Origin of the sequence: uncultured Candidatus Pelagibacter sp. (genome assembly GCF_943788075.1) — a bacterium.
Lineage (GTDB): Bacteria > Pseudomonadota > Alphaproteobacteria > Pelagibacterales > Pelagibacteraceae > Pelagibacter.
Genome location: NZ_CALSOW010000001.1, coordinates 243401 through 266665 on the forward strand (window position 1 = coordinate 243401; position 23265 = coordinate 266665).

Consider the following 23265-nt stretch of genomic DNA (forward strand, 5'->3'; position numbering starts at 1 on the left):
AGAGTTAAAACTTAAAATCATCTGAACAACTTATTACCCAAGCTGAAGAACTAGGTATTGAGAATGCCAGTACATTAAGAAAGCAAGAAATTCTTTTTGCTATTTTAAAAAAAGTTGCAGAAAAAGAAGAGATCACCGGAGCAGGTGTTCTGCAATTATTACAAGACGGCTTTGGTTTTTTAAGAGCAATGGAGTCAAACTATTTACCAGGACCAGATGATATTTATGTTAGCCCAAGTCAAATAAGAAAATTTGGTTTAAGAACAGGAGATACTGTTGAAGGACCAGTCAGAGCGCCTAAAGAAGGTGAAAGATATTTTGCTTTACTTCAAGTTAGCAAAATTAATTTTGAGGAACCAGAAAAAGCGAGACATAAAATTGCGTTTGATAACTTAACACCTCTTTATCCAGATCAACAAATGGTGATGGAAGTTGAGACAACAAAAATTGAAAAAAAACCAGATTTAACACCTAGACTAATCGATCTTGTAAGCCCAATTGGAAAAGGACAAAGATCTATTATTATTTCACCTCCTAAAGCAGGTAAAACGATGATCTTACAAAGTATTGCAAACTCAATTGCTAAAAATTATCCAAAAAGCTATTTGATGGTTTTGTTGATTGATGAAAGACCAGAAGAAGTTACCGACATGCAAAGAACAGTGAAAGGTGAAGTTATTAGTTCTACTTTTGATGAACCGGCTCAGCGTCATGTTGCTGTTGCCGAGATGGTTATTGAAAAAGCAAAAAGATTAACTGAGCATAAAAAAGATGTAGTTATTTTATTAGACTCAATCACAAGATTAGGAAGAGCTTATAATGCTGTTATCCCAAGTTCTGGAAAAGTTTTAACTGGTGGTGTAGATGCTAATGCGCTTCAAAGACCAAAAAGATTTTTTGGTGCAGCGAGAAATATTGAAGAAGGTGGATCTTTAACTATTATTTCAACTGCTTTGATTGATACAGGTAGCAGAATGGACGAAGTTATTTTTGAAGAATTTAAGGGAACAGGAAATAGCGAAACTGTTCTTGATAGAAAAATAGCTGATAAAAGAATTTATCCTGCAATTGATATAACAAAATCTGGAACAAGAAGAGAAGAATTATTATTTGATAAAAATGATCTTCAAAAAATGAATGTTCTTAGAAGAATTATTGCCCCCATGGGAACTATGGATGCTATAGAATTTATTAATTCAAAATTAAAAGACACAAAAAATAATGCTGAGTTTTTTAATTCAATGAATAAACCTGCTTAGAAAATATCATTCTGTTTTAAGATTAGTTATTAAAAATACAATAATTAATTTATTATTTTCTTATAGATTTTTTCTAAATCTTTAGTGAAAACTTTACTATCAAATAATTTACTTAAGTTTTTCTCCTGAGCTAAATGGTTTTTTAAACTTTCAATCTCTTTATAGTTTTTTGCTAGAGATATAGCTTTCGTCTCATAATCTTTTAAATTTGAGACAATTAGTTTTTCTAGACCAATATTTATTAGAATACTGCTAGCAACTCTTGAGGGAAAAGATTTCCCTTTTAAAGTTAAAATAGGAACTCCTGCTCTAATGGCTTCGCTAGCAGTTGTATGAGCATTGTAAGGAAATGTATCAAGGAATAAGTCTATTAATTCAATTCTTTTCAAATGTTCTTTCGCTGGAAGCCTTTCAGCAAATATAATCCTTTCTTTATTTACTTCTTGTTTTTCAGCCTCTTCCCATAAATTTTGTTTTCCCAATTTTTGGTCTTGCAATAACCATAAAACACTAGACTCATAATCTTTCAAAATATTCATCCAACTCTTAAAAATTAAAGGAGTTATTTTGTAGCTATTATTAAAACATCCAAAAATAAATTTATCTTGCGGTAGCCCAAAATCTTTTTTATTTAATTTTTTATTAGAAACTTCAATTTTTTCTTGATTTGCTTGATAGCAATTAGGCAAATATATTACTTCTTCAGAAAAATATTTTTTATTTTCTTCAGGTATGACAATCTTATCTGCAATTATGTAGTCATAAAACTTTGAACCCATTGTGCCAGGGTAACCTAAATAATTTACTTGTTTTGGTGCCACCTGATTAAAGAAAATACTATTTCTAGCATTAAAGGTATGACCAGTTAAATTAATTGCAATATCTAATTTGAGTTTTTTGCTTAATGATTTTATCTCAGTATCAGACATATATGATACATCAATAAATTCATCAAAATAAACTTTTACTTTTTTAGTCCATTCATCTTTTTTAGGACCAATACTAAATCCATAAATTTTAAATTCAGACTTGTTGTGATTTTTAAAAACATCTAGCATCAAATGCATTACAGCATGATTATGAAATTCAGCTGAAAAATATCCTATAATTATTTTTTTATTTTTTAAGTTAATGTTTACTTTTGATGGAGTTAAATTATTGTTCTCTAAATATAGTTCTGTAATAATTTTTTGTTGCCCAGGATCATCTATTAATGACATGTGTGCAAATGGGTAAATTGTTTTTTTTTTATTTTTTATTTCATTTTTTATTGTTTTTAAGTCTTCATTATAAGTACTCCAATCATGTAAAGACATTTTAGCATGTAATATTTTCCCTTTTATGTAATCTAAATCTTTATTTATTTTTATAGCACTATCAAAATCTTGAATAGCTTTTTCAAATTCATTAAAATTTAGTTGAAATAATTCACCTCTATTATTATAAGCTTCAGCAAAATTTTTATTTAATCTAATTGACTCGGTGTAATATTTCTTTGCAGTGTTATATTTTTTTAAATCTTTACACAAATTTCCAAAATTATTGTAAATTTTAGAATCATTAGGTTTTAATCTAATACAAATTTCTAAATATTTTATTGACTCATCGAATTTAGAAATATTTCTTAAAGCAACTGCTTTATTTAAATTAGCATCAAAATAATCTTGTTTTAATGATAAGGCTTTATCATAATCTTTTATTGCATTTTGATATTCACCCTCTTCTGCAAAAATTATTCCTCTACTGTTATAGCTCTCTGGAAAATTACTATTTATTTTAATGGATACATCTAAATAGCTTTTTCCTTTTTGGTAATTTTTTTGTTGCACATATGTGGTTCCAAGTAAAAATAATAAATTACTGTTGTTTGAATTTTTTTTTAGTAGCCGTAAATAAATTTCTTGGGCATCTATAATTTCTCCTTTTAAATGAAGCGCTTTAGCCTCGTTAAATAATACTTCATCTGACTTCATAATAATATTTTTTTAAATACAATAATTATAAATTTATAATATTTATTCGTTCATGTAAGGTGTATATTTATAAAATATTGATGACTATTTATGCATTATCTTCTGGACCAGGGATATCTGGAATTGCTGTTATAAGAATTTCAGGACAAGAAACTTCCAAAGCTATTAAATTATTAACTGGCAAAAGTGTCCCAAAACCACGGGTGGCAACACTTAGAAAAATCAATAAAATCAACACTTCTGAGCTAATTGATGAAGGCATAATACTATGGTTTCCTGGGCCTGAGAGCTACACAGGTGAAGATATGGCTGAAATACAGGTACATGGAAGCAAGGCTGTATTGATGCTCTTCACACTTCTATTTCAAATATTGAAAATTGTCGTTTAGCAGAACCAGGTGAGTTTACAAAACTTGCATTTCAAAATGGAAAAATAAATTTACTTAAAGCAGAGAGCATTGCAGATTTAATTTCTTCTGAAACTGAAATTCAAAGACAGCAAGCAATTAAAATTATGAATGGAAAATCTGCTGATCAATTTAATTTTTTAAGAGAAAAACTTTTAAAAATTTTATCACACGTTGAAGCTAAAATAGATTTTCCAGATGAAGATTTACCAAATGATATTTTGAAAGAAATTAAAAAAAGTTCTGATGATGTTTTAAAAAATATTGAAAAAATTTTAAATGATCAAAAAGTTGGAGAAAGAATTAGAGAAGGTTTTAAGATTGCAATTCTTGGACCCACTAATGCAGGTAAATCTAGTCTACTAAATCATCTATCAAATAGAGATGTTGCAATAGTTTCAGAGATTGCAGGAACAACAAGAGATGTAATTGAAACTCATCTTAACATAGATGGTTATCCAGTAATTGTTTCTGATACTGCTGGGATAAGAGAATCTAAAAATGAAATTGAAAAGAAAGGTATTAAATTATCTTTAAATAGAGCAGAAGAAGCTGATTTAAAGTTGGTAGTTGTTGATGCTAAAAACCTTGATTTTACTGATGTTTTGAAGGGTTTGTTAGATCAAAATGCAATTTTAGTAATAAATAAATCAGATCTTTTAGAAGGAGATATTGATCCAGAAATCAAAAAATTAAATCATGTATTAATTTCAATTAAAGAAAATTTAAACATTGATGAATTAATTTTAAAAATAAAAAATAATTTAAAAAATAAATTTATAACAAGTGATGATATTTTAATTACAAGAGAACGACACAGACAACATCTTGAACAATGTTTAGAGCATCTTAAAAATTTTAATAAAAAAAATGAAGTTGAAGATTTTGATAAAGCTGCAGAAGATTTAAGGTTAGCTACTAGACATCTTGGTATGATTGTTGGAAAAGTCGATGTTGAGGAGATATTAGGCAGTATTTTCAACGATTTCTGTATAGGTAAATAATACCCTATTTTCCTTGTTTTTAAGCCTTTTTTACTAAAAAACGTTGATAATTAAGCTTATTTAAGCAAAACTATACGTCACCTTGTAAATATAATAATCAGTTATAAATTTAGCTTATGAAAAATGATTTATCATTTGATGTTGTAGTAATAGGTGGTGGTCATGCAGGATGTGAGGCAGCTGCAGCTTCTGCACGACTAGGTGTTAACACTGCTCTATTTACTCATAAGATAGAAACAATTGGAGAGATGTCATGTAACCCAGCAATAGGTGGTTTGGGTAAAGGTCATTTGGTAAGAGAAATAGATGCTCTTGATGGTGTTATGGGTGAGGTTGCAGATAAATCAGGTATTCAATTTAGATTATTAAACAGAAGTAGAGGTCCAGCTGTAAGAGGACCAAGAACTCAATCTGATAGATCATTATATCGTAAATATATGCAAGAAAAACTTGTAAACTACTGTAATTTAAGCATTTTTTCTGATCCTGTAATAAAGTTTATTTTTGATAAAAATACAATAACTGGCTTTATAACTAAAGAAGGTAAAAAAGTTTTATGTTCTAAGCTAATACTAACAACGGGCACTTTTTTAAATGGTTTGATACATATAGGCGATGAAAGAACACCTGCTGGAAGATATGATGAAAAACCTTCAACAGGATTAAGTGAACAATTAGAAAAATATAATTTTAAAATAGGAAGATTAAAAACAGGAACCCCTCCCCGACTTGATTCAAGAACAATTAATTATGAAAATTTAGAAGAACAGTTTGCAGATGATGATCCTTATTTTTTTTCTTTCTTAACTAAAAAAAATATTAACAAACAAGTTTCATGTCGTATGACTTATACTAACGATAAGGTTCATAAAATTATTGAAAAAAATTTATCTAAGAGTGCTATGTACTCTGGTAGCATACAAGGTGTTGGACCAAGATACTGTCCATCGATAGAAGACAAAATCGTAAAATTTGCTGATAAGGGTCGACATCAGATATTTTTAGAGCCTGAAGGGCTTAATGACCATACAATTTACCCAAATGGTATCTCAACATCACTTCCAGCTGAAGTACAACAAGAAATATGTAATAATATCAATGGTTTAGAGAATGTATCTATTATAAGACCAGGATATGCCATAGAATATGACTATATAGATCCAAGAGAACTGTTTTTAACACTTGAAACTAAGAAGATTAGCAATCTTTACCTTGCTGGTCAGATTAATGGAACAACAGGATATGAAGAAGCGGCAGCTCAAGGTCTTATAGCTGGGATAAATGCTGCTCTATCTTTTAAAAAATTAGAACCTTTTATTCTTGATAGATCTGATGCTTACATAGGAGTAATGATTGATGATTTAGTAACCAAAGGTGTTGCTGAACCATATCGAATGTTTACATCAAGAGCAGAATATCGATTAAGTCTTAGATCTGATAATGCAGATCAAAGATTAACTGCCAAAGGAATAGAGATAGGGTTAATTGGTGATGTTAGAAAAAGTCTTATATTTAGATAAATTCGATAAAATTAGTCAAATAAATGTAAAAATGGAGTCAATCAACTATATCACCAAATAAAGCTGAGAAATTTGGTGTAAAAATAGCAAAAGATGGAGTTTTAAGATCTTCTAATGAAATATTAACTCAAAAAGGGGTTGATATGATCAAAATTAGAGAAATATGGCCTGATATACCTTTTTTTAGCAAATGAAATAGATGAGCAGGTTGAAATTAATGCACATTATAGAGGTTATTTAAAAAAGCAAAAAGCTGATATTTTGGCTTTTAAAAGAGATGAAAACCTTATAATACCTGATAAAATTAATTATGATAGCCTTTCAGGGTTGTCAAATGAAGTAAAAGCTAAATTTAAAGAAATAAAACCAAAAACAATGGGACAAGCACTGAGAATTGATGGAATTACTCCAGCTGCTGTATATATTTTGTTGTCACACGTTAAAAGAAAGTCTATTAAGCATATAGCTTAATGGATCAAGAAATTTTAAATTCATACTCTAAACTTAATGACTTAAATGTTTCACGTGAAACATTTTTGGACTTTGAAAACTATATATCCATGATTATTGAAAAAAATAAAAAAATTAACATAATCAGCCAAAAAACATCATCAAAAAAGTCTATAATTGAGCGTCATATTATTGATTCTGCACAAATTATTGATTTTGTTGACTTTAATTGCAATACAACTACAGATTTAGGTTCAGGAGCTGGTATGCCAGGAATTGTAGTAGCAATTATACTTAAAAACATGAAAAATAGTATGAATGTGCACCTTTATGAAAAAAGCTACCATAAAAGCCGTTTTTTAGAGGAAGTTTCAGAAAAACTAAATTTAAATACAAAAATTTTTCAAAAAAATATTTTTGAAATAAAAAATTTAGAAACAGGCACTATAATGTCAAGAGCTTTCAAGCCAATGCCAGTAGTTTTAGATTTAGTTTATGAAAATTTTTCAAAATATAAAAATTTAATTTTTTTTATGGGAAAGAGTGGAAAAAAAATATTTGAAAAATCTAAAAATGATTGGGATTTAGAGTACATAGAAAAAAAAAGTTTAACTAATGAGGATTCATTTTTATTAAATATAAAAAAAATTACTAAGAAAAATAAAAAAAGATATAACAAAAATTAAATGCAAATTATTTCAGTAATAAATCAAAAGGGTGGGGTTGGAAAAACAACAACCGTTATAAATTTAGCAGCTGGATTGACTCAACTTAATAAAAAAATTTTAGTTATTGATTTAGATCCTCAAGGAAATGCCACAACAGGTCTTGGATTATCTAATGTAGATAACTCAAGTGACACAATTTATGGTGTATTGAATGGAACTAGAGAGATTAACGATATAATCAAGAAGACACAGTTTGAAAATTTAGATATCATCACATCCAATGTAGATTTATCAGGACTTGAAGTTGAAACAGCTGATGATAGTAATAGAGCTTTCATATTAAAAGCTAAATTAAGCGCTTATTTAAACAATTCTAGAGGATTATATGATTATGTTATAATTGATTGTCCCCCTTCCCTAAGTCTTCTTACAGTTATGGCGCTTGTCTGCTCCAACTCACTTCTTGGTACCTTTGCAAACAGAATTCTTTGCTCTTGAGGGATTAACCCAATTGATGAAAACTATTGAAAGGATAAAAGTAAGTTTAAACCCAGACTTAAAAATCCGAGGGATTCTTTTGACCATGTATGACAAAAGAAATAAACTTTCTTCACAAGTTGAAAAGGAAGCTAGAGATTATTTTAATGAAAAAGTTTACTCAACAGTAATTCCAAGGAATGTGAGATTGTCAGAAGCACCTTCACATGGGATGCCAGTTTTAATTTATGACAAATCTTGTATTGGAAGTAAATCTTATTTTAGTTTTACTGATGAATTTATAAATCAAGAGTCAACAATTGGGAGTGCTGCTTAATGGATAAAATTAAAAAGGGTCTTGGAAGAGGTTTGTCATCATTAATTGGCGAAACTAAAGTAGAGGTTCAAAAAAATCAATTAGCGGTAAGTGACTTAACACCAAACAAATATCAACCAAGAAAGAATTTTGATGAGCAAAACTTAGAGGATTTAACAAATTCTATAAAAGAAAGAGGAGTGATACAGCCGATCATAGTTAGAAAATCAAATAATGAAAATTCAAAGTTTGAAATAATAGCTGGTGAGAGAAGGTGGTTAGCAGCACAGAGAGCAGGTATTCACAATGTTCCTGTCGTAATCACAGAGGCCGATGATTTAAAATCTTTAGAATTTGCAATAGTTGAAAATGTTCAAAGGCATGATTTAAACCCTTTAGAAGAAGCCGAAGGTTATAAAAGATTGATAGATGAATTTTCTTATGATCAGGCAAAAGTATCAAAATTTATAGGTAAAAGTAGGAGCTATATAACCAATTCATTAAGAATATTAACCTTACCAGTCGAAGTTATAAAACTAATGGAGACACAAAAATTAACTGCTGGTCATGCAAAAATTTTAGTTGGATTAGAAAATGCTTCTTTTGTTGCGAATAAAATTATTGAAAAAAAATTATCTGTAAGACAAGCAGAAAAATTTGTTCAATTGTTTAAAAAGAAAGGCAAAAGTCAAAAACCACAAAAGATACAAATATTATTGCTCTTGAACTTTCTGTATCCAATAAAATTGGATTAAATGTAGAAATACAAAACAATATGAGAAATAAAGGAAAAATTTCTTTTGAGTATAAAGACCTAGATCAGTTAAATAAAATTATAGATATAATCAAATCTAACTATTAAATTCTGCTGAAGATTGGCTTAAAATAAAATCTGTAATTAAATTTATTGAATTATTTATATTCTTTTTAATTTGTAATTCCGTTTCATTTAATGCGTAGATAAGTTGTTTAATATTTTTAGGACTCCATTTTTGAATCTGTTGCTTTGTTATTTCTTTCTCTTTCCAAAATATTGGTGGTTTTGCAGAGGATATTGTTAGTTCCATATTTTTATTAATTTCAAAAGTTGATGATAACGTAAGCAATTTTTTTGCTTTTATTAAAAAAAATCTAATAATCATAATGCAGTCTTCATTACTAAAATTATTTTCATTTAAAATGTTTATTATTTTCTTTTTGTTTTGCACTAGGCAATTATCAATAAGTTCTGATATGCCATGATTTTCTCTCAAATTAATTAATTTCGATATATTTTTATCATTAATTTTTTTTCCATTTTTAACAAAATACTCAATTTTTTGAAGATCATTAAAAAGTGCTTCTCTTTCTCCACTGCATTTATTTACTATTAAGTTTATATTTGAAGGTGAAATTGAAATATTTTTATCTCTTAAGAAATTATATGCTAGTTTTGATAATGTTTGATCATTATCTGGATAAAAAGGAACACAAATTAATTCTTTATCTTTTTCAAAAAAAGTTCTTAATTTTGATTTTTTATCTAAATTTTCAGAGTTCAAGATAATTGTGACTTCTTCTAATTTTTTTAAATGCAAATTTTGGATTATAATTAAAATTTTATCTGTAGCTCTTTTAATAACAACAGTTTTTTCTTGTTCAAAAAGAGATTTTGATAAAATACTTTCAATGAAATTATTTTCATTATCTAGAATTTCTTTTTCATCGTAATTTGAAATATTATTTTTATTTTTTATTAAGATATTAAGAGCTTCATTTTTTAAGCCCTCATTTTTTCCATAAAATAATATAAAATGATTAATATTTTCAATCTTATTAATTTCATAATTTTTTAAAATCATTAATTAATAACTAGTTCTGACCAAAGCTTATTGGATATTGATAAGGCAAAATTTTGTTTAATAGCCCTTTCTTTTCTTGCTTCTTCAAATTTATCATCCAAAGTTTTTATAATTCTTTCTTCAGTAATATTAATTTTTCTATTAGTTGATTTTATTAAAAATGTAACTTTTGCCACTAATTTGTAGTTTGTTACTTTACCTGCTGTGTTTTTAGTTAAAATGATTTTTTTATATTCACTTATAGCTTCAATATAAATTTTCTTACTTGCATCTGCATTTTTATATTTTTTTAAATCAGTTTTTAAAAAATTATTAAGATCTCTATCTCCATTATAAATCACATTTTCAATTGAAAAATTATCATTTGTATTTTTCATATATATTGGGCTAAAACCACAATTTGCTAATAAAAATATTAAAGATATGAATATAATTTTTATTTTTATCATTTTAGTTAGTTATTATATTAATTAATTTGTTAGGGATAAATATCTTTTTTTGAATATTCTTATTATCTAAAAACTCATTTAATTTACTATCTTCTTTAATTTTTTCTAATAACAAATCCTCACTAGTATCTTTTTTTGAAATTATAATTTTTCTAGTTTTGCCATTAAACTGAATTATAAATTTAATATTTTCCTCTAATAAAAATTTTTCATTTATTTTTGGCCACAATATTTTTTCATTAGTGTTTAACATTGTCATACATTCGTTTGAAAAATGAGGTATCACAGGACTGATAGCTATTAATATTTTTTTATAATTTTCAACCAATTTTTCTTTTTCAACTTTATTTAAAATTACTTTATTTAGAGACGAATAAATTTCATGAAAATTAGCAATAATTTTATTGTATGCAAAATTTTCAATATTTTGAGTAACTTCTTTAAGAAATTTATTAGTTATTTTCTCCAAATCATTATTTGAATTAGATGGATGGTTGACTTCTATTTCTTCAATAATTTTTTGATTTAAAACCCATAATTTTTGAATAAATTTATAAGATGATTTTATTCCCTCGTCTGACCACTGTACATCTTTTTCAGGAGGACTGTCAGATAGTATAAACAATCTCACAGAGTCTGCTCCATAGTCTTTTATAATTTTTTCAGGATCAATAGTATTTTTTTTCGATTTTGACATTGATTCTGAAGCACCAACTTTAATAAGCTCTTCTGTATCTTTTAAAAATTTTTTTCCATCTTTAGAAATTAATTCATCAGGACTTATCCAATTATTATTTTTATCTTTATATGTTTCGTGGCAAACCATACCTTGCGTAAACAAACCGCTAAATGGTTCCTTAATGTCAAATGTATTATTTTGATATGATAAAGCTTGCATAAAAAACCTAGAGTACAAAAGGTGTAGAATTGCATGTTCAACTCCACCAATATATTGATCTACTGGCATCCAATATTTTACTTCATCAATATTAAATCCATAATCTTGTTTCTGAGGTGAGCAAAATCTTAGAAAATACCATGAAGAGTCTACAAATGTATCAAGTGTATCCGTTTCTCTAGTATAATTTTTTCCATCAATAGTTATATTTTTCCACTCAGACATTTCATCAAGAGGATTTCCAATAGAACTAAGTTTATCAATTTTAGGTAATTCAACAGGAAGCATATCTTTTGGTATTTTTATTGGATTGCTATTTTCGTCATAAGCTATTGGTATAGGACACCCCCAATATCTTTGTCGTGATATTCCCCAATCTTTTAATCTATAATTTATTTTTTTTTTACCAATATTATTCTTTTCTAAATAATCTATTGTTTTATCTATTGACTCATTTGGTACTTTTAAGTCGTTTAAAAATTTTGAATTAAATAAATAGCCAGAGTCTGTGAAAGCTTTTTTATCAATTAACAAATCTTTATCTTTTTCAGGTCTAACAACTGGTGTAACTTTTAAATTATATTTATTAGCAAAATCTAGATCTCTTTGATCGTGCGCAGGACAACCAAATACAGCACCTAAGCCATAATCCATTAAAACAAAGTTTGCAAAATAAACGGGAACTTTATTATTTTCATCCAGAGGATTAATAGCCAATAAATCAGTTTTAAAACCCAGTTTTTCAGCTGCTGCAATCGATTCTTCTGTGGTACCAGTTTTAGAGCATTCTGTCTTAAATTTAATAAATTCTGGATCATTTAAATAAAATTTTGCAATAGGGTGATCAATAGATAGTGCTAAAAAAGACATACCAAATAAAGTGTCCGGTCTTGTAGTGTAACATTTTATTTCATCAATTTCTCTGTCAGACTTAATCTTAAATTTAATTTCACAACCATAGGATTTTCCAATCCAATTTTTTTGCATAACTTTTACTTTATTTGGCCAATTATTTAGGCTGTCTAAACTTTCCAAAAGTTCCTTGGAAAAATTAGTAATTTTGAAAAACCATTGGTTAAGTTTTTTTCTCTCAACTATTGCACCTGAACGCCACCCTTTGCCATCAATTACTTGTTCATTGGCTAGAACTGTTTTATCAACTGGATCCCAATTTACGTAACTTTCTTTTCTGTAGACCAATCCTTTATCATAAAGTTCTAAAAAAAATTCTTGTTGGTGTTTATAATAATCAGGTGAACAAGTAGATATTTCTTTATCCCAATCAATTGATAGCCCTAGTTTTTTTAATTGACTTTTCATAACTGAAATATTTTTTTCAGTCCATGTCTTAGGATCTAATTTATTTTGTCTAGCAGCATTTTCAGCTGGCATACCAAAAGAGTCCCATCCCATAGGGTGCAGCACATTAAAATCTTGCAAGGTTTTGTATCTAGCCAACACATCACCAATAGTATAATTTCTCACATGTCCCATATGAATTTTTCCAGATGGATATGGAAACATTTCAAGACAATAAAATTTTTTTTTATTTTTATCTACTTTGGTTGAGAATTTTTTTTCTTGATCCCAAATCTTTTGCCATTTGGTTTCTATTTCTTTAAAATTATAACGTTCCACAATTTGAATTATTTATTATTGCCACTATGATTTAAAATATATTTATTTTTTCTTTTTTTTCTTTTCTTTGTCTTCTATTTGAAACTTAGTTGCTCTTTTTAATATTTCTTTTTTAAGTTCTGCAACTAATGACTTGTTAGATTGAATATATTTACAGTTAATTAAACTTTCTTTACATTTTCTTGTAAAAATTTTAATGTTTAATGCATCCGATCTAATTTCGTTGGTTAGAAAACGAATTGTAATTTTTATACTTTCATTTTGAATTCTTTCATTCGTGTACCAATCAGTAATGATAATTCCTCCACTATAATTTACAGAAGCAAGTGGCATAAAATCAATTACATCAAGAGAAGCTCTCCAAAGTTCGTTTGAGCTTGCAAATTCAAAAACTCCTCCTTTAGATCCTGATTTAAGCATATCATTTAATTTAAATCCACGCCCTTCCTCAAGATTTTGTTTAACTCTTAATTTTGGATCATCAGGAAATTTTCTAGCATCACCACCAGGTAGTTTTCCATTGCAACCATATTGAAAAAAGCCAAATAAAGTTACAAAACTTAAGATTTTAAAGATTTTGATAAAATAGTATTTTGAATTCATTTTTTCATGCTTATACATCATAAATTTCTAGAGATTAGTAATTTTATATCAATTTCATAAAAAAGATGATGTAAAAATACAACACATTTAAATTTATTCAATAAAATAGTATTTTTTAGGAAAATTATTGATCTAAATGGTAAACACACAGCGTTTATTATTAATAATAACAATTAAACAATAAGGAGTAATTAATATGAACAACTTTAAAAAAATAGGACTTACTGCATTAGCAGGTTCTTTAGTTGCTACTTCAGTATACGCTGGCGAAATGTCAGTTGCTGGTTCTGCTTCATGGACAATGAGTAACCACGCTGGTACTGAAGGTGGTAAAACAATGGCTATGGGTAACCAATTAACTTTCACTGGTGGTGGTGAAATGGATAATGGTATGAATGTATCTTTATCTTTCATCTTAGACCAAGGTGATAACGCTGAGCTAGCTAACACGCTGGACAGTCCATTTGATCAGTCACTCAATCACTGTATGTTCAGATGCAATGGGAACAATTACATTTGCTGGTGAAGGTGCTTCAAGTGCGCAAAACACTATAGACACTACAGCTGCTGGTGATATCTGGGATAACACTTTCATGCTTATACACTAGGACCAACAAATGCAAGTGCAGGCTAAAACTTTACTTGGACTTTACCAGTCATATGGTTGATGGTTTAGCTGTACAACTTTCATACACTGGAAGTTCAGCTGGTGAAGAAGCAACATTGGTTATGCTTTAACTTATACTGGTGTTGAAGGTTTATCAGTTAAGTTATGGTGCTGGTGAAGTTGAGGTAATACTGCTGGTACAACGGTGCTGATGTAACACTATGAAAGCTTCATTTGCTTTTGGTCCAGTTACAGCTGCTATGTCAATTAATGATTATGACATAACTAGTGCATCTAATGAGGAACAAAGTTCTTACAAACTTTCTTACACAGTAAGTGATGAACTTTCAGTTTCTTACGGATCTGAAACTCATGAAACAACTGGTCAAGTACTGACGAAGAGTTCGACAAATTTCAGTTTCATACACTACTGGTGGTTTAACAGCTTCTGTTAGCAAACAATGCTGAAAATGTTACTGGTTCAGGCTATCAGAGCAATCAAAATGGAACGTAGGTCTTTCATTTGCATTCTAATTTAATTTAGATTTAAATTATTAAAAGGGCCCCTTTTTAGGGGCCTTTTTTTTATTCAAAATAAGATATACCTGCAAAATCTGATTGATCTAAAAAATTAAGTTTTTTAAGATTACTTTTAGAAATCCCACCTAAAGCAACAACATTTAATTTAGTTAAATTTGATAGTATCTTAAATTTATTAATTCCTAGAAAATTTTTGTTTTTTTTAAATAAAGAAGATAAAAAAATTTTTTGAACACCCTGTTTTTCTTTTATTCTTATTTCTTTAAGGTTGTGTGCAGATCCAATGATATTAAAATTTTTTTTATAAGAGTAAGCTAAGTGATTTGTGTTTTTATTAAAAGAAGGAATATATGCTCCATCTAAATTAAGTTTAATTGCAAGTTTTATGTCATTAGATAAATAAAATTTTATTCCTCTTTTTTTACAATGATTTTTGATTTTTAAAATGAGATCTTTATTTTTTATATTTAAAGTATAGTTCCTATAGATAATAACAGTTTGCTTGTCTTGTTTATTGATAATATTTGTATCAAATTTATTTATAAAGTAATATTTACTAATCATATTTGTATGCATAATACTGTAAAAAATTTATTAGATATTGAGAATAATATTAATACTTATCTTAATAAATTAAATATCAATAATAATCCCAAAATTATTGCTGTATCAAAGACTTTTAAAATTGATAAAATTTTACCACTTATAGAACATGGCCATATAGATTATGGTGAAAACAAAGTCCAGGAAGCAATTGAAAAATGGACAGAAATTAAAAAGATAAATTCAAATATAAAATTACATATGATTGGTAAATTGCAAACAAATAAAGTGAAATTTGCTGTTCAAATATTTGATTATATCCATTCGGTAGATAGTGAAAAACTTGGCTAAAAAAATTGCGGATGAACAAAATAAGATAAATAAAAAAATCAAAATATTTTTACAGGTTAATATTGGTGATGAAAATCAAAAATCGGGTATTAATAAAAATGATATTAACCAACTAATTTTATACTGTAAGGAGATTGGTTTAGATTTAATTGGCTTGATGTGTATTCCTCCAGTAAATATTGATCCAGAAAACTGCTTTGATGAGATGAACCAACTAAATAAGAATTCAGGTTTTAATGAATTAAGTATGGGGATGTCTTCAGATTTTCTTAAAGCAGCAAAACATTTTTCAACATATGTAAGAATTGGTTCAAGTATTTTTGGCAAGAGATATTAAAAAATTTTTATTTTTGAATTTTTTTTGATTAATTTTAGCATAATCAAAAAATCTTTTTTCTTTAAAGCAACACATCCAGCTGTAGGCTTATAATCTTTAGTTAAGTGAATAAATATGCAGCTACCCAAACCAGAAATAGGTTTTTTGAAGTTGTATTTTATTGGAATTAGCAAATCGTACTTATGGTCTTTTCTATTTAACTTTTCATGTTTAATTTTTTTGTCGATTTTAATTATTTTGTTATATTTTTTTGGAACAAAAATATCATCACACCAACCCATATCTTTTTCAATTTTGATGCATTTTAGAGAAGTAAGTGGTTTTTCTAAACGATCTTTCCTATAATAAAGATTTTCAATCCCAAAAGTTCCTCTTGGTGTTTTTTTATCACCCTCTTTTTTATTTTTTGTTAATCCTCTTTTTCCAATACAACATCTAAATTTAAATTGATCTATTTGAAGAGTATGTTTATTTTTAATTAAAATTGTCATATTCTTTCTTTTATGAACGTGCAGAATTTAATAATATACAAGTTTACTCCATTATATCACATTCTTGAAGAACTTAGTTTAGATCTTAATTTTAAGATCTGTTTTATTGATAGCGAGAGCTCTTTGAACAAAGAAGTAAAAAATCATAATAATTATTTAATTATATCCAGTAAAAATTATCTAGATATTGAAAATCAATTTGTTTTAGAAAACAAACCAATTAAAATTTTTAAATTAATAGAAAAAATAAATATCGAATTTTTAAAACTTCAATTTAATAATCAATCCCAGGTTAAAGTTAAATCATATATTATAGATCTAAATTCAAGGGAAATGTTAATACAAAATACAAAATTAAAATTAACTGAAAAAGAAATCAATACGATTATTTATTTGTCTAATTCAAATCAACCTGTTGGTATTGATGAGTTGCAAAAAATGGTGTGGAGTTATCAATCTGATATAGAAACTCATACGGTCGAGACACATATTTATCGATTAAGAAAAAAAATTTTAAATACTTTTAATGATAATGAATTTATTGTTAGTAAAAAAAATGGTTATCAAATCAAATAAGAAAAATCTAATAGCTAAAAACCTATTTACAAAAAAGTATAAGCCAAAAGTAGTTAAGCCCAAAAAAGGCAAGGGAAGTTTTAAAAGAAAAAAAAGTTAAAATTAAAGTCTTGCACCGATTTGTTGTATTACTTTTGATGACAATTCAGTACCTTGTTCCAAACATTCTTTAACTGATAACCCATTAATATATCCGTGAAGAAATCCAGCAGCAAATAAATCACCAGCACCTGTAAGGTCAACAATTTTTAGATTTTTTTTTATATCACACTCAAAAATTTCCTCACCATTAATTGCTACCGATCCTTTTTCACCTCGAGTTACAACTATTAACTTATTAAGCTGTTTTGAAAAATCTATAACATCGTTAAAATTCTTTGCTTCAATTAATGACGTAATTTCTTGTTCGTTTGCAAAAGTTATATCTAGTTTATTTTTTACTAAGTTTAAAAAATGAGATTTATGTCTATCTACACAAAATAGATCAGAAAGCGACATTGCTACTTTATTCGCATTATTAATTGCTTTATCAAATGCTTTTTTAGGCTCTCCCTCATCCCACAAATAACCCTCTAAAAATATTAATTCACTTTTTTTAATAGCTTCAGAGCTAACATCATTTTCATTAATTTTTCCTGCTGTTCCAAGAAATGTACACATCGTCCTTTCAGAATCTGGAGTAACCAATATTAAACAAGTACCTGTCGGTAATTCTTCTTTCTTTTTTGAGTAAAAATACTCTACATTTTCTTTTTCTAAACCTTGCTCGTATTTGTCTACCAAAGTCGTCATCAGAAACTTTTCCAATAAAACCTACCTTGTTACCAAGTTGAGCCAACCCAACTATAGAATTTGCTACAGAACCTCCAGAAACAGTTTTTTCAATTTTAAGATTAGTTAATAGATCTTTGAATTCTTTTTCATCAAAAAACAATTTCATTGTACTTTTTGTGAGATTATTTTTATCAATAAAACTGTCATCTACTTTACAAATGACATCTACTATCGCATTTCCTATTCCTAAAATTTTCATACTAAGCTTTTTGGGTAATAACAGGTTTTTTTCTACTTGGGTAGCAAGTAGTACATATTTTACAGGTTAAACCATAACAATCTCTTGCTTTACAATATTCTCTTCCATAAAAAATTATTTGTAAATGAAGTTTAGACCAAGTTTTTTTAGGAAATATACGCTTTAAATCTTTTTCAGTTTCAACTACACTTTTTCCATTTGTTAGTCCCCATCTTTGTGCAAGTCTATGAATATGAGTATCAACCGCAAATGCTGGATATCCAAAACCTTGAGACATCACTACGCTAGCTGTTTTATGACCCACACCAGGTAATTTTTCTAGTTCTTCAAAGGTTTTAGGGACTTTTCCGTTGTGTTTTTCTAAAACTTGTTTTGACATTAAATAAATACTTTTAGCTTTAACTCTAAAAATACCAATTTTTTTTATCAATCTTTCAATTTTTTTTCTTCCTAATTTAACAAAATGTTCTGGTTTATAATGTTTTGGATATATATCTTTTGTTACATTGTTAACGTTTACATCAGTACATTGCGCTGAAAGAAGTACAGAAATCAACAGCGTAAAAGTATTTTTACTTTTAAGAGGAATTGGTGTTTTAGGATAAATCTTATTTAGAATCTTAATTATTATTTTTGCTTTTGATCCTTCATTCATTATGAAAAATTGAGCAAATCTCTCATAGAATATAATCCCGGTCTTTTTTTCATCAACCATTTGGCAGCTGTCAAAGCTCCATCCGAATAAAGCGCTCTATCAAAAGCTTCATGGTTTAGTGTAATTATTTCTTTACCACTTGAGAATTTTACTTCATGTTCTCCAATAATCTCACCTTTTCTTATTGAATTAAAATTAATTTTTTTCCCATATGGAAAAGATTTTTTATTTAAAAATTTGTTACCAATTAAACTATATAAGTTTTTATTTTTACCATCAGCAATTCCTTTTCCAAGCATTAACGCTGTGCCTGATGGATAGTCTTTCTTGTGTTTATGGTGCACTTCAAATATTTTACTTAAATATTCATCATTCAAAGATTTAGAAGCAATTTCAGTTAAATACATTAACAAATTTACACCCAAACTCATATTTCCAGCTTTTAAGATAGGTATTTTTTTTGAAAATTTTTAATTTCATTTTCTTGGTTTTTATTGAAGCCTGTTGTTCCAATTACAATTTTTTTTTTGAGTTTGGCTGCTATTTTTAGTATTTCTAGGGTGCAATCAGGAACTGTAAAATCAATAATTATATCTATATTTTTAAATGCTTTATCAGAATTTAATTCTGGTTTAACTCCATTAAATTTTTTGTTAACTAACCAATTCTCTGTAAGTGTTACTAGTCTAAAATTTTTATTTTTTTTGGAAGACTTTATTAGTTGCTGGCCCATTCTTCCCATACAACCTGAAATCGCTAAATTAATTTTTTTCATTCCTCTAAATATTAACCTTTTTTAGAAGATTAGTCTTTTAATTTTTCCAGAAATCTTTTGCTTTTTGAAAAAATTTTTTAATACTTGGATTTGATTTATCGTTTTCAATTTCTCTAAATTGTTCTAGTAATTCTTTTTGTTTTTTATTTAGATATACAGGCACCTCTGTTTTTACTTGAACATACAAGTCACCAAAATCACCTCTTCTCATATAAGGCATTCCTTTACCTTTTAATCTGAATTGTTTACCATTTTGAGTTCCATCAGGAATTTTTATTTTAGCTTTGCCTCCATCAATAGTTGGAATTTCAATGGTGGTTCCCAAAGCAGCATCTGCAAGAGAAATTGGAAATTCAAAAAATAAATTTTCATCTGATCTCTTAAATAAATCGTGGGAGTGAACATTAATAAACAAATATAGATCACCCGTTGTACCACCTCTACTTCCAGCTTCGCCTTTACCTGCTAATCTAATTCTCGTTCCATCATCAACGCCTTTAGGAATTGTAACGGATATTTTTTTAGATGCTTGCTTTTTTCCTTGTCCATTACAATCATTACAAGGATTTGTAATTTCCTCACCATTACCATTACATTGCGGACATGTTTGTTGTACTGTAAAAAAGCCTTGATTAGACCTGATTTTTCCATTTCCTCCACAGTATGTACATCTATCAGGAGAATGACCAGGTTTTGAGCCATTACCTTTACAAGTATTACATTTATCTGTAGTTGAAAATTTTATATCTTGTTTTTTGCCCTGGTAAGCTTCTTCAAGTGTAATTGATAAATCATATCTTAGATCTGAGCCTCTGTTATTAGAACTTCTTTTTCTTGATCTTCCGCCCCCACCAAAATCTCCAAAAAAATCTTCAAAAATATCTGAAAAATCTGCGCCACCAAAACCTCCAAAGCCACCACTTTGTCTTCCACCACCATTTTCAAAGGCGGCGTGTCCAAAGTTATCATAATTTTGTTTTTTTTCTTTGTCTGATAGAATTCCGTAAGCTTCACTAGCTTCTTTAAACTTATCTTCTGCAACCTTATCCCCTGGATTTTTATCAGGATGATATTTAACAGCTTGTTTTCTATATGCTGATTTTAGCTCATCAGGAGATGCATTTTTACCAACACCTAAAACTTCATAGAAATCTCTTTTAGACATAAATTACCTTGAGATAATAGTCGTTGATAGTCTTAAGCGCTTTTTTCTTTATCTTCTTCTTTGCCTTCTTCTTTACTCTCTTCTTTTACTTCCTCAAAATCTGCATCAACTACGTTATCGTCTTTTTTTCCTTCATCATTATTTTCACTATTATCAGGTGAATCTGGTTTTTTTTCCTGAGCTTTATAAATAGCTTCACCTAATTTCATTGATGCTTGAACCAACGCTTCTGTCTTTTTCTTAATATCTTCATTATCAGCTCCCTTTAGAGCTTCTTTTAAATCAGATGAAGCATCTTCAATTGCTTTTTTCTCAGCATCTGTAACTTTAGAGCCGTGCTCTTTAAGGTTCTTTTCGGTTGAATGAATTAAAGTGTCAGCTTGATTTCTAGTATCTACAGACTCTCTTTTCTTTTTATCTTCTTCTTTATTAGCCTCTGCATCTTTAACCATTTTTTCTATTTCTTCTCCACTCAATCCACCTGAAGCTTGGATTTGAATTTTTTGTTCTTTACCAGTTCCTTTATCTTTTGCTGAAACACTGACTATACCGTTAGCATCAATATCAAAAGTAACTTCAATTTGAGGAACTCCTCTTGGTGCTGGAGCTATACCGACTAACTCAAAGTTTCCCAACATTTTATTATCAGTCGCCATTTCTCTTTCACCCTGAAGCACTCTAATAGAAACTGCAGGCTGATTGTCTTCTGCTGTAGAAAATACTTGGCTTTTTTTTGTTGGTATTGTTGTGTTTTTCTCTATTAATTTAGTTGATACACCTCCTAGAGTTTCAATACCAAGAGATAATGGAGTAACATCTAAAAGAAGCACATCTTTTACATCACCCTGAAGTACTCCAGCTTGAATCGCTGCACCCATAGCTACAACTTCATCTGGATTAACACTTTTATTTGGATCTTTTCCAAAAAAGTTTTTAACTTCAGCTAAAACTTTTGGCATTCTTGTCATTCCACCAACCATAACAATTTCATCTATATCACTCGCTGATATACCAGCATCACTCAAGGCTGTCTTACAAGGTGGCAATGTTCTAGCGATTAAATCTTCAACAAGAGCTTCGAGTTTAGCTCTAGTCATTTTTAAATTAATATGTTTTGGACCTGTTTTATCTGCAGTAATAAATGGTAAATTTATATCTGTTTGTTCAGCTGAAGAAAGTTCAATTTTAGCTTTTTCAGCAGCTTCTTTTAACCTTTGAAGTGCAAGCTTATCTGATGTTAAATCTATACCGTTATCTTTTTTAAACTCTGCAATTAAGTATTCAACAATTGTGTTATCAAAATCTTCACCACCTAAAAAAGTATCTCCATTAGTTGACTTAACTTCAAATACACCATCTCCTAATTCAAGAATAGAAACATCAAATGTTCCTCCACCCAAATCATATACTGCAATTTTCTTATTTTCTTTTTTATCTAATCCATAAGCAAGTGATGCTGCAGTAGGTTCATTAATAATTCTTAAAACTTCTAGACCTGCAATTTTACCAGCATCTTTTGTTGCTTGTCTTTGTGCATCATTAAAGTATGCGGGAACTGTTATTACAGCTTTAGTTACTTCTTGTCCCAAATATTTCTCAGCTGTTTCTTTCATTTTTTGAAGAATGAAAGCAGATATCTGTGAAGGTGAATATTTTTCTCCCTTTGCTTCAATCCAAGCATCACCTTTTTCAGAGTTAACTATTTTAAAAGGAGCTGCGGCTATATCTTTTTTTACTGTCGGGTCTTCAAAATTTCTTCCAATAAGTCTTTTAACAGCAAAAATTGTATTTTCAGGATTAGTTACAGCTTGTCTTTTAGCAGGTTGACCAACTAGTTTTTCTCCATCGTCAGTAAAAGCTACAACAGAAGGGGTTGTTCTTGCTCCTTCAGCATTTTCTAATACTTTAGGCTGGCTTCCTTCCATAATTGATACACATGAGTTTGTTGTACCAAGATCTATTCCAATAATTTTGCTCATAACTTAAATACTCTCTTTCATATATGTGTTAATATTAATTCTACAAGTTCAACAAATGTAATTATTTGTCTAAATTTTCCTTATTTTCCTCACTTTTATTATCTTTGTTTTCGCTTTTTTTAGACACACCAACTAGGGATGGTCTTAGCAATCTGTCTTTTATCATAAAACCTTTTTGAACTTCTTGAACGATAGTTCCAGGTTCTTTTTGATTATCTTCTATTTCCATCATTGCTTGATGTAAGTTTGGATCTAATTTTTTATTAATACAATCAATTGGTTTAATGTTATTCTTAGTAAAAATAGAGATTAAATCTTTATTAATTATATCAAAATGTTCTAAGGTTTTTTTTAATGCCTCAGTACCTTTAAGGGCCTCATCACTTTCTAAAATTAATTTTGATCTTGCAAGGTTATCAATCAAATTTAAAGCTTCTTTTGCAAATGTAAAACCTCCATAATCAAATGCATCATCTTTTTCTTTTTCAAACCTTCTTCTTTGATTTTCCATTTCAGCAAAAGTTCTTGCTAATTTATCTTCTAATTCTTTTATTTTGTCTTCAGAAGATAATTCTACTTTTTCTTCTGAGTCTTTGATTTCATCTTGCTTATCATCTGATTGTTTATCAGCTTCATTATTCTCATTTATTACTTCCGGTGAAGTATTTTCTGGGTTTAGGTTTTCTTCTTTTTCCATGAAAGCTTATATG

29 protein-coding genes are annotated in these 23265 nt (G+C 28.3%); 14 read left to right on the forward strand and 15 right to left on the reverse strand.

The window, feature by feature from the left end:
• Nucleotides 1-32: 32 nt before the first annotated feature.
• Nucleotides 33-1259 carry a transcription termination factor Rho gene (gene rho, locus Q0X98_RS01465; protein WP_338140423.1) on the forward strand — a complete coding sequence of 409 codons (1227 nt, stop codon included), beginning with the start codon at nucleotides 33-35 and terminating at the stop codon, nucleotides 1257-1259.
• Between the two features lie 44 nt (nucleotides 1260-1303).
• Here the strand turns inward: rho and Q0X98_RS01470 are convergent, their stop codons facing one another.
• Nucleotides 1304-3232 (reverse strand): tetratricopeptide repeat protein, encoded by a 1929-nt coding sequence (locus Q0X98_RS01470; RefSeq protein ID WP_297680726.1) that lies wholly within the window; start codon nucleotides 3230-3232, stop codon nucleotides 1304-1306.
• Nucleotides 3233-3312: 80 nt separating this feature from the next.
• Here Q0X98_RS01470 and Q0X98_RS01475 point away from each other — a divergent pair, with 80 nt between their 5' ends.
• The 8 genes from Q0X98_RS01475 (at nucleotide 3313) to Q0X98_RS01510 (ending at nucleotide 8829) form a co-directional block, all read left to right on the forward strand.
• Nucleotides 3313-3621: a hypothetical protein gene (locus tag Q0X98_RS01475; RefSeq protein WP_297680727.1), complete on the forward strand. Its 309-nt coding sequence runs from the start codon at nucleotides 3313-3315 to the stop codon at nucleotides 3619-3621.
• Complete coding sequence (gene mnmE / locus Q0X98_RS01480) at nucleotides 3603-4643, forward strand: tRNA uridine-5-carboxymethylaminomethyl(34) synthesis GTPase MnmE (RefSeq protein WP_297681087.1); 1041 nt, start codon at nucleotides 3603-3605, stop codon at nucleotides 4641-4643. Before Q0X98_RS01475 ends, mnmE begins: the two co-directional genes overlap by 19 nt.
• Before the next feature lie 116 nt (nucleotides 4644-4759).
• Nucleotides 4760-6163 carry a tRNA uridine-5-carboxymethylaminomethyl(34) synthesis enzyme MnmG gene (mnmG, locus tag Q0X98_RS01485; protein ID WP_297680729.1) on the forward strand — a complete coding sequence of 468 codons (1404 nt, stop codon included), beginning with the start codon at nucleotides 4760-4762 and terminating at the stop codon, nucleotides 6161-6163.
• A gap of 261 nt (nucleotides 6164-6424) precedes the next feature.
• On the forward strand, nucleotides 6425-6634 hold the full coding sequence (locus tag Q0X98_RS01490) for a hypothetical protein (protein WP_338140422.1): 210 nt from the start codon (nucleotides 6425-6427) through the stop codon (nucleotides 6632-6634).
• Nucleotides 6634-7299, forward strand: a complete 666-nt coding sequence (locus Q0X98_RS01495) for an RsmG family class I SAM-dependent methyltransferase (protein WP_297680731.1) — start codon at nucleotides 6634-6636, stop codon at nucleotides 7297-7299. The genes Q0X98_RS01490 and Q0X98_RS01495 overlap by 1 nt, the downstream gene beginning before the upstream one ends.
• The gene (locus Q0X98_RS01500; RefSeq protein WP_297680733.1) at nucleotides 7300-7779 is read left to right on the forward strand and encodes an AAA family ATPase; all 480 of its coding nucleotides are present in this window, start codon (nucleotides 7300-7302) and stop codon (nucleotides 7777-7779) included.
• A gap of 16 nt (nucleotides 7780-7795) precedes the next feature.
• The gene (locus Q0X98_RS01505; protein WP_297680735.1) at nucleotides 7796-8095 is read left to right on the forward strand and encodes a ParA family protein; all 300 of its coding nucleotides are present in this window, start codon (nucleotides 7796-7798) and stop codon (nucleotides 8093-8095) included.
• Nucleotides 8095-8829, forward strand: coding sequence for a ParB/RepB/Spo0J family partition protein (locus Q0X98_RS01510; protein ID WP_297680737.1), 735 nt, complete (start codon nucleotides 8095-8097; stop codon nucleotides 8827-8829). Before Q0X98_RS01505 ends, Q0X98_RS01510 begins: the two co-directional genes overlap by 1 nt.
• A 96-nt stretch (nucleotides 8830-8925) precedes the next feature.
• Here Q0X98_RS01510 and Q0X98_RS01515 read toward each other — a convergent pair whose 3' ends face one another.
• The 4 genes from Q0X98_RS01515 to Q0X98_RS01530 all read right to left on the reverse strand — a co-directional run bounded on the left by Q0X98_RS01515 (nucleotide 8926) and on the right by Q0X98_RS01530 (nucleotide 13503).
• Nucleotides 8926-9915: a DNA polymerase III subunit delta gene (locus Q0X98_RS01515; protein WP_297680739.1), complete on the reverse strand. Its 990-nt coding sequence runs from the start codon at nucleotides 9913-9915 to the stop codon at nucleotides 8926-8928.
• A complete protein-coding gene (locus Q0X98_RS01520; RefSeq protein WP_297680741.1) occupies nucleotides 9915-10292 on the reverse strand; it encodes a hypothetical protein in 378 nt (125 codons plus the stop codon). The genes Q0X98_RS01515 and Q0X98_RS01520 overlap by 1 nt, the downstream gene beginning before the upstream one ends.
• Before the next feature lie 73 nt (nucleotides 10293-10365).
• Nucleotides 10366-12900: a leucine--tRNA ligase gene (gene leuS, locus Q0X98_RS01525; RefSeq protein ID WP_297680743.1), complete on the reverse strand. Its 2535-nt coding sequence runs from the start codon at nucleotides 12898-12900 to the stop codon at nucleotides 10366-10368.
• Nucleotides 12901-12942: 42 nt separating this feature from the next.
• Nucleotides 12943-13503, reverse strand: a complete 561-nt coding sequence (locus Q0X98_RS01530; RefSeq protein WP_297680745.1) for a DUF3576 domain-containing protein — start codon at nucleotides 13501-13503, stop codon at nucleotides 12943-12945.
• Between the two features lie 196 nt (nucleotides 13504-13699).
• Here Q0X98_RS01530 and Q0X98_RS01535 point away from each other — a divergent pair, with 196 nt between their 5' ends.
• Complete coding sequence (locus Q0X98_RS01535; RefSeq protein WP_297680746.1) at nucleotides 13700-14029, forward strand: hypothetical protein; 330 nt, start codon at nucleotides 13700-13702, stop codon at nucleotides 14027-14029.
• 302 nt (nucleotides 14030-14331) lie between these two features.
• Nucleotides 14332-14565 carry a hypothetical protein gene (locus Q0X98_RS01540; protein WP_297680748.1) on the forward strand — a complete coding sequence of 78 codons (234 nt, stop codon included), beginning with the start codon at nucleotides 14332-14334 and terminating at the stop codon, nucleotides 14563-14565.
• A 130-nt stretch (nucleotides 14566-14695) separates the two neighbouring features.
• Here Q0X98_RS01540 and Q0X98_RS01545 read toward each other — a convergent pair whose 3' ends face one another.
• On the reverse strand, nucleotides 14696-15214 hold the full coding sequence (locus Q0X98_RS01545; protein WP_297680749.1) for a thiamine phosphate synthase: 519 nt from the start codon (nucleotides 15212-15214) through the stop codon (nucleotides 14696-14698).
• A gap of 6 nt (nucleotides 15215-15220) precedes the next feature.
• On the opposite strand from Q0X98_RS01545, the gene Q0X98_RS07425 reads away from it, so the two are divergent.
• On the forward strand, nucleotides 15221-15544 hold the full coding sequence (locus Q0X98_RS07425) for a hypothetical protein (protein WP_320415251.1): 324 nt from the start codon (nucleotides 15221-15223) through the stop codon (nucleotides 15542-15544).
• A complete protein-coding gene (locus Q0X98_RS07430) occupies nucleotides 15537-15881 on the forward strand; it encodes an alanine racemase (protein WP_320415252.1) in 345 nt (114 codons plus the stop codon). The genes Q0X98_RS07425 and Q0X98_RS07430 overlap by 8 nt, the downstream gene beginning before the upstream one ends.
• Here the strand turns inward: Q0X98_RS07430 and Q0X98_RS01555 are convergent.
• Entirely contained in the window at nucleotides 15878-16399 is a 522-nt protein-coding gene (locus Q0X98_RS01555; RefSeq protein WP_320415260.1) for a L,D-transpeptidase family protein, read from the reverse strand. The genes Q0X98_RS07430 and Q0X98_RS01555 overlap by 4 nt on opposite strands.
• A gap of 96 nt (nucleotides 16400-16495) precedes the next feature.
• Between Q0X98_RS01555 and Q0X98_RS01560 the strand changes: the two genes are divergently transcribed.
• A complete protein-coding gene (locus Q0X98_RS01560; protein ID WP_297680751.1) occupies nucleotides 16496-16948 on the forward strand; it encodes a winged helix-turn-helix domain-containing protein in 453 nt (150 codons plus the stop codon).
• 102 nt (nucleotides 16949-17050) lie between these two features.
• On the opposite strand, the gene Q0X98_RS01565 is transcribed toward Q0X98_RS01560, so the two are convergent.
• The 8 genes from Q0X98_RS01565 to Q0X98_RS01600 form a co-directional block, all read right to left on the reverse strand.
• Entirely contained in the window at nucleotides 17051-17731 is a 681-nt protein-coding gene (locus Q0X98_RS01565; protein ID WP_297681093.1) for an adenosine kinase, read from the reverse strand.
• Nucleotides 17616-17981, reverse strand: a complete 366-nt coding sequence (locus Q0X98_RS01570) for a PfkB family carbohydrate kinase (protein ID WP_297680753.1) — start codon at nucleotides 17979-17981, stop codon at nucleotides 17616-17618. Before Q0X98_RS01570 ends, Q0X98_RS01565 begins: the two co-directional genes overlap by 116 nt.
• A 1-nt stretch (nucleotide 17982) precedes the next feature.
• Nucleotides 17983-18636, reverse strand: a complete 654-nt coding sequence (gene nth, locus Q0X98_RS01575) for an endonuclease III (protein ID WP_297680755.1) — start codon at nucleotides 18634-18636, stop codon at nucleotides 17983-17985.
• Nucleotides 18636-19043, reverse strand: coding sequence for a dihydrodipicolinate reductase C-terminal domain-containing protein (locus Q0X98_RS01580; RefSeq protein WP_297680757.1), 408 nt, complete (start codon nucleotides 19041-19043; stop codon nucleotides 18636-18638). Before Q0X98_RS01580 ends, nth begins: the two co-directional genes overlap by 1 nt.
• A gap of 35 nt (nucleotides 19044-19078) precedes the next feature.
• Complete coding sequence (locus Q0X98_RS01585; RefSeq protein ID WP_297680759.1) at nucleotides 19079-19411, reverse strand: hypothetical protein; 333 nt, start codon at nucleotides 19409-19411, stop codon at nucleotides 19079-19081.
• Between the two features lie 37 nt (nucleotides 19412-19448).
• Entirely contained in the window at nucleotides 19449-20576 is a 1128-nt protein-coding gene (gene dnaJ / locus Q0X98_RS01590; RefSeq protein ID WP_297680761.1) for a molecular chaperone DnaJ, read from the reverse strand.
• 32 nt (nucleotides 20577-20608) lie between these two features.
• A complete protein-coding gene (dnaK, locus tag Q0X98_RS01595) occupies nucleotides 20609-22555 on the reverse strand; it encodes a molecular chaperone DnaK (RefSeq protein ID WP_297680763.1) in 1947 nt (648 codons plus the stop codon).
• A gap of 61 nt (nucleotides 22556-22616) precedes the next feature.
• Nucleotides 22617-23252 carry a nucleotide exchange factor GrpE gene (locus Q0X98_RS01600; RefSeq protein WP_297680764.1) on the reverse strand — a complete coding sequence of 212 codons (636 nt, stop codon included), beginning with the start codon at nucleotides 23250-23252 and terminating at the stop codon, nucleotides 22617-22619.
• Nucleotides 23253-23265 lie beyond the last annotated feature (13 nt).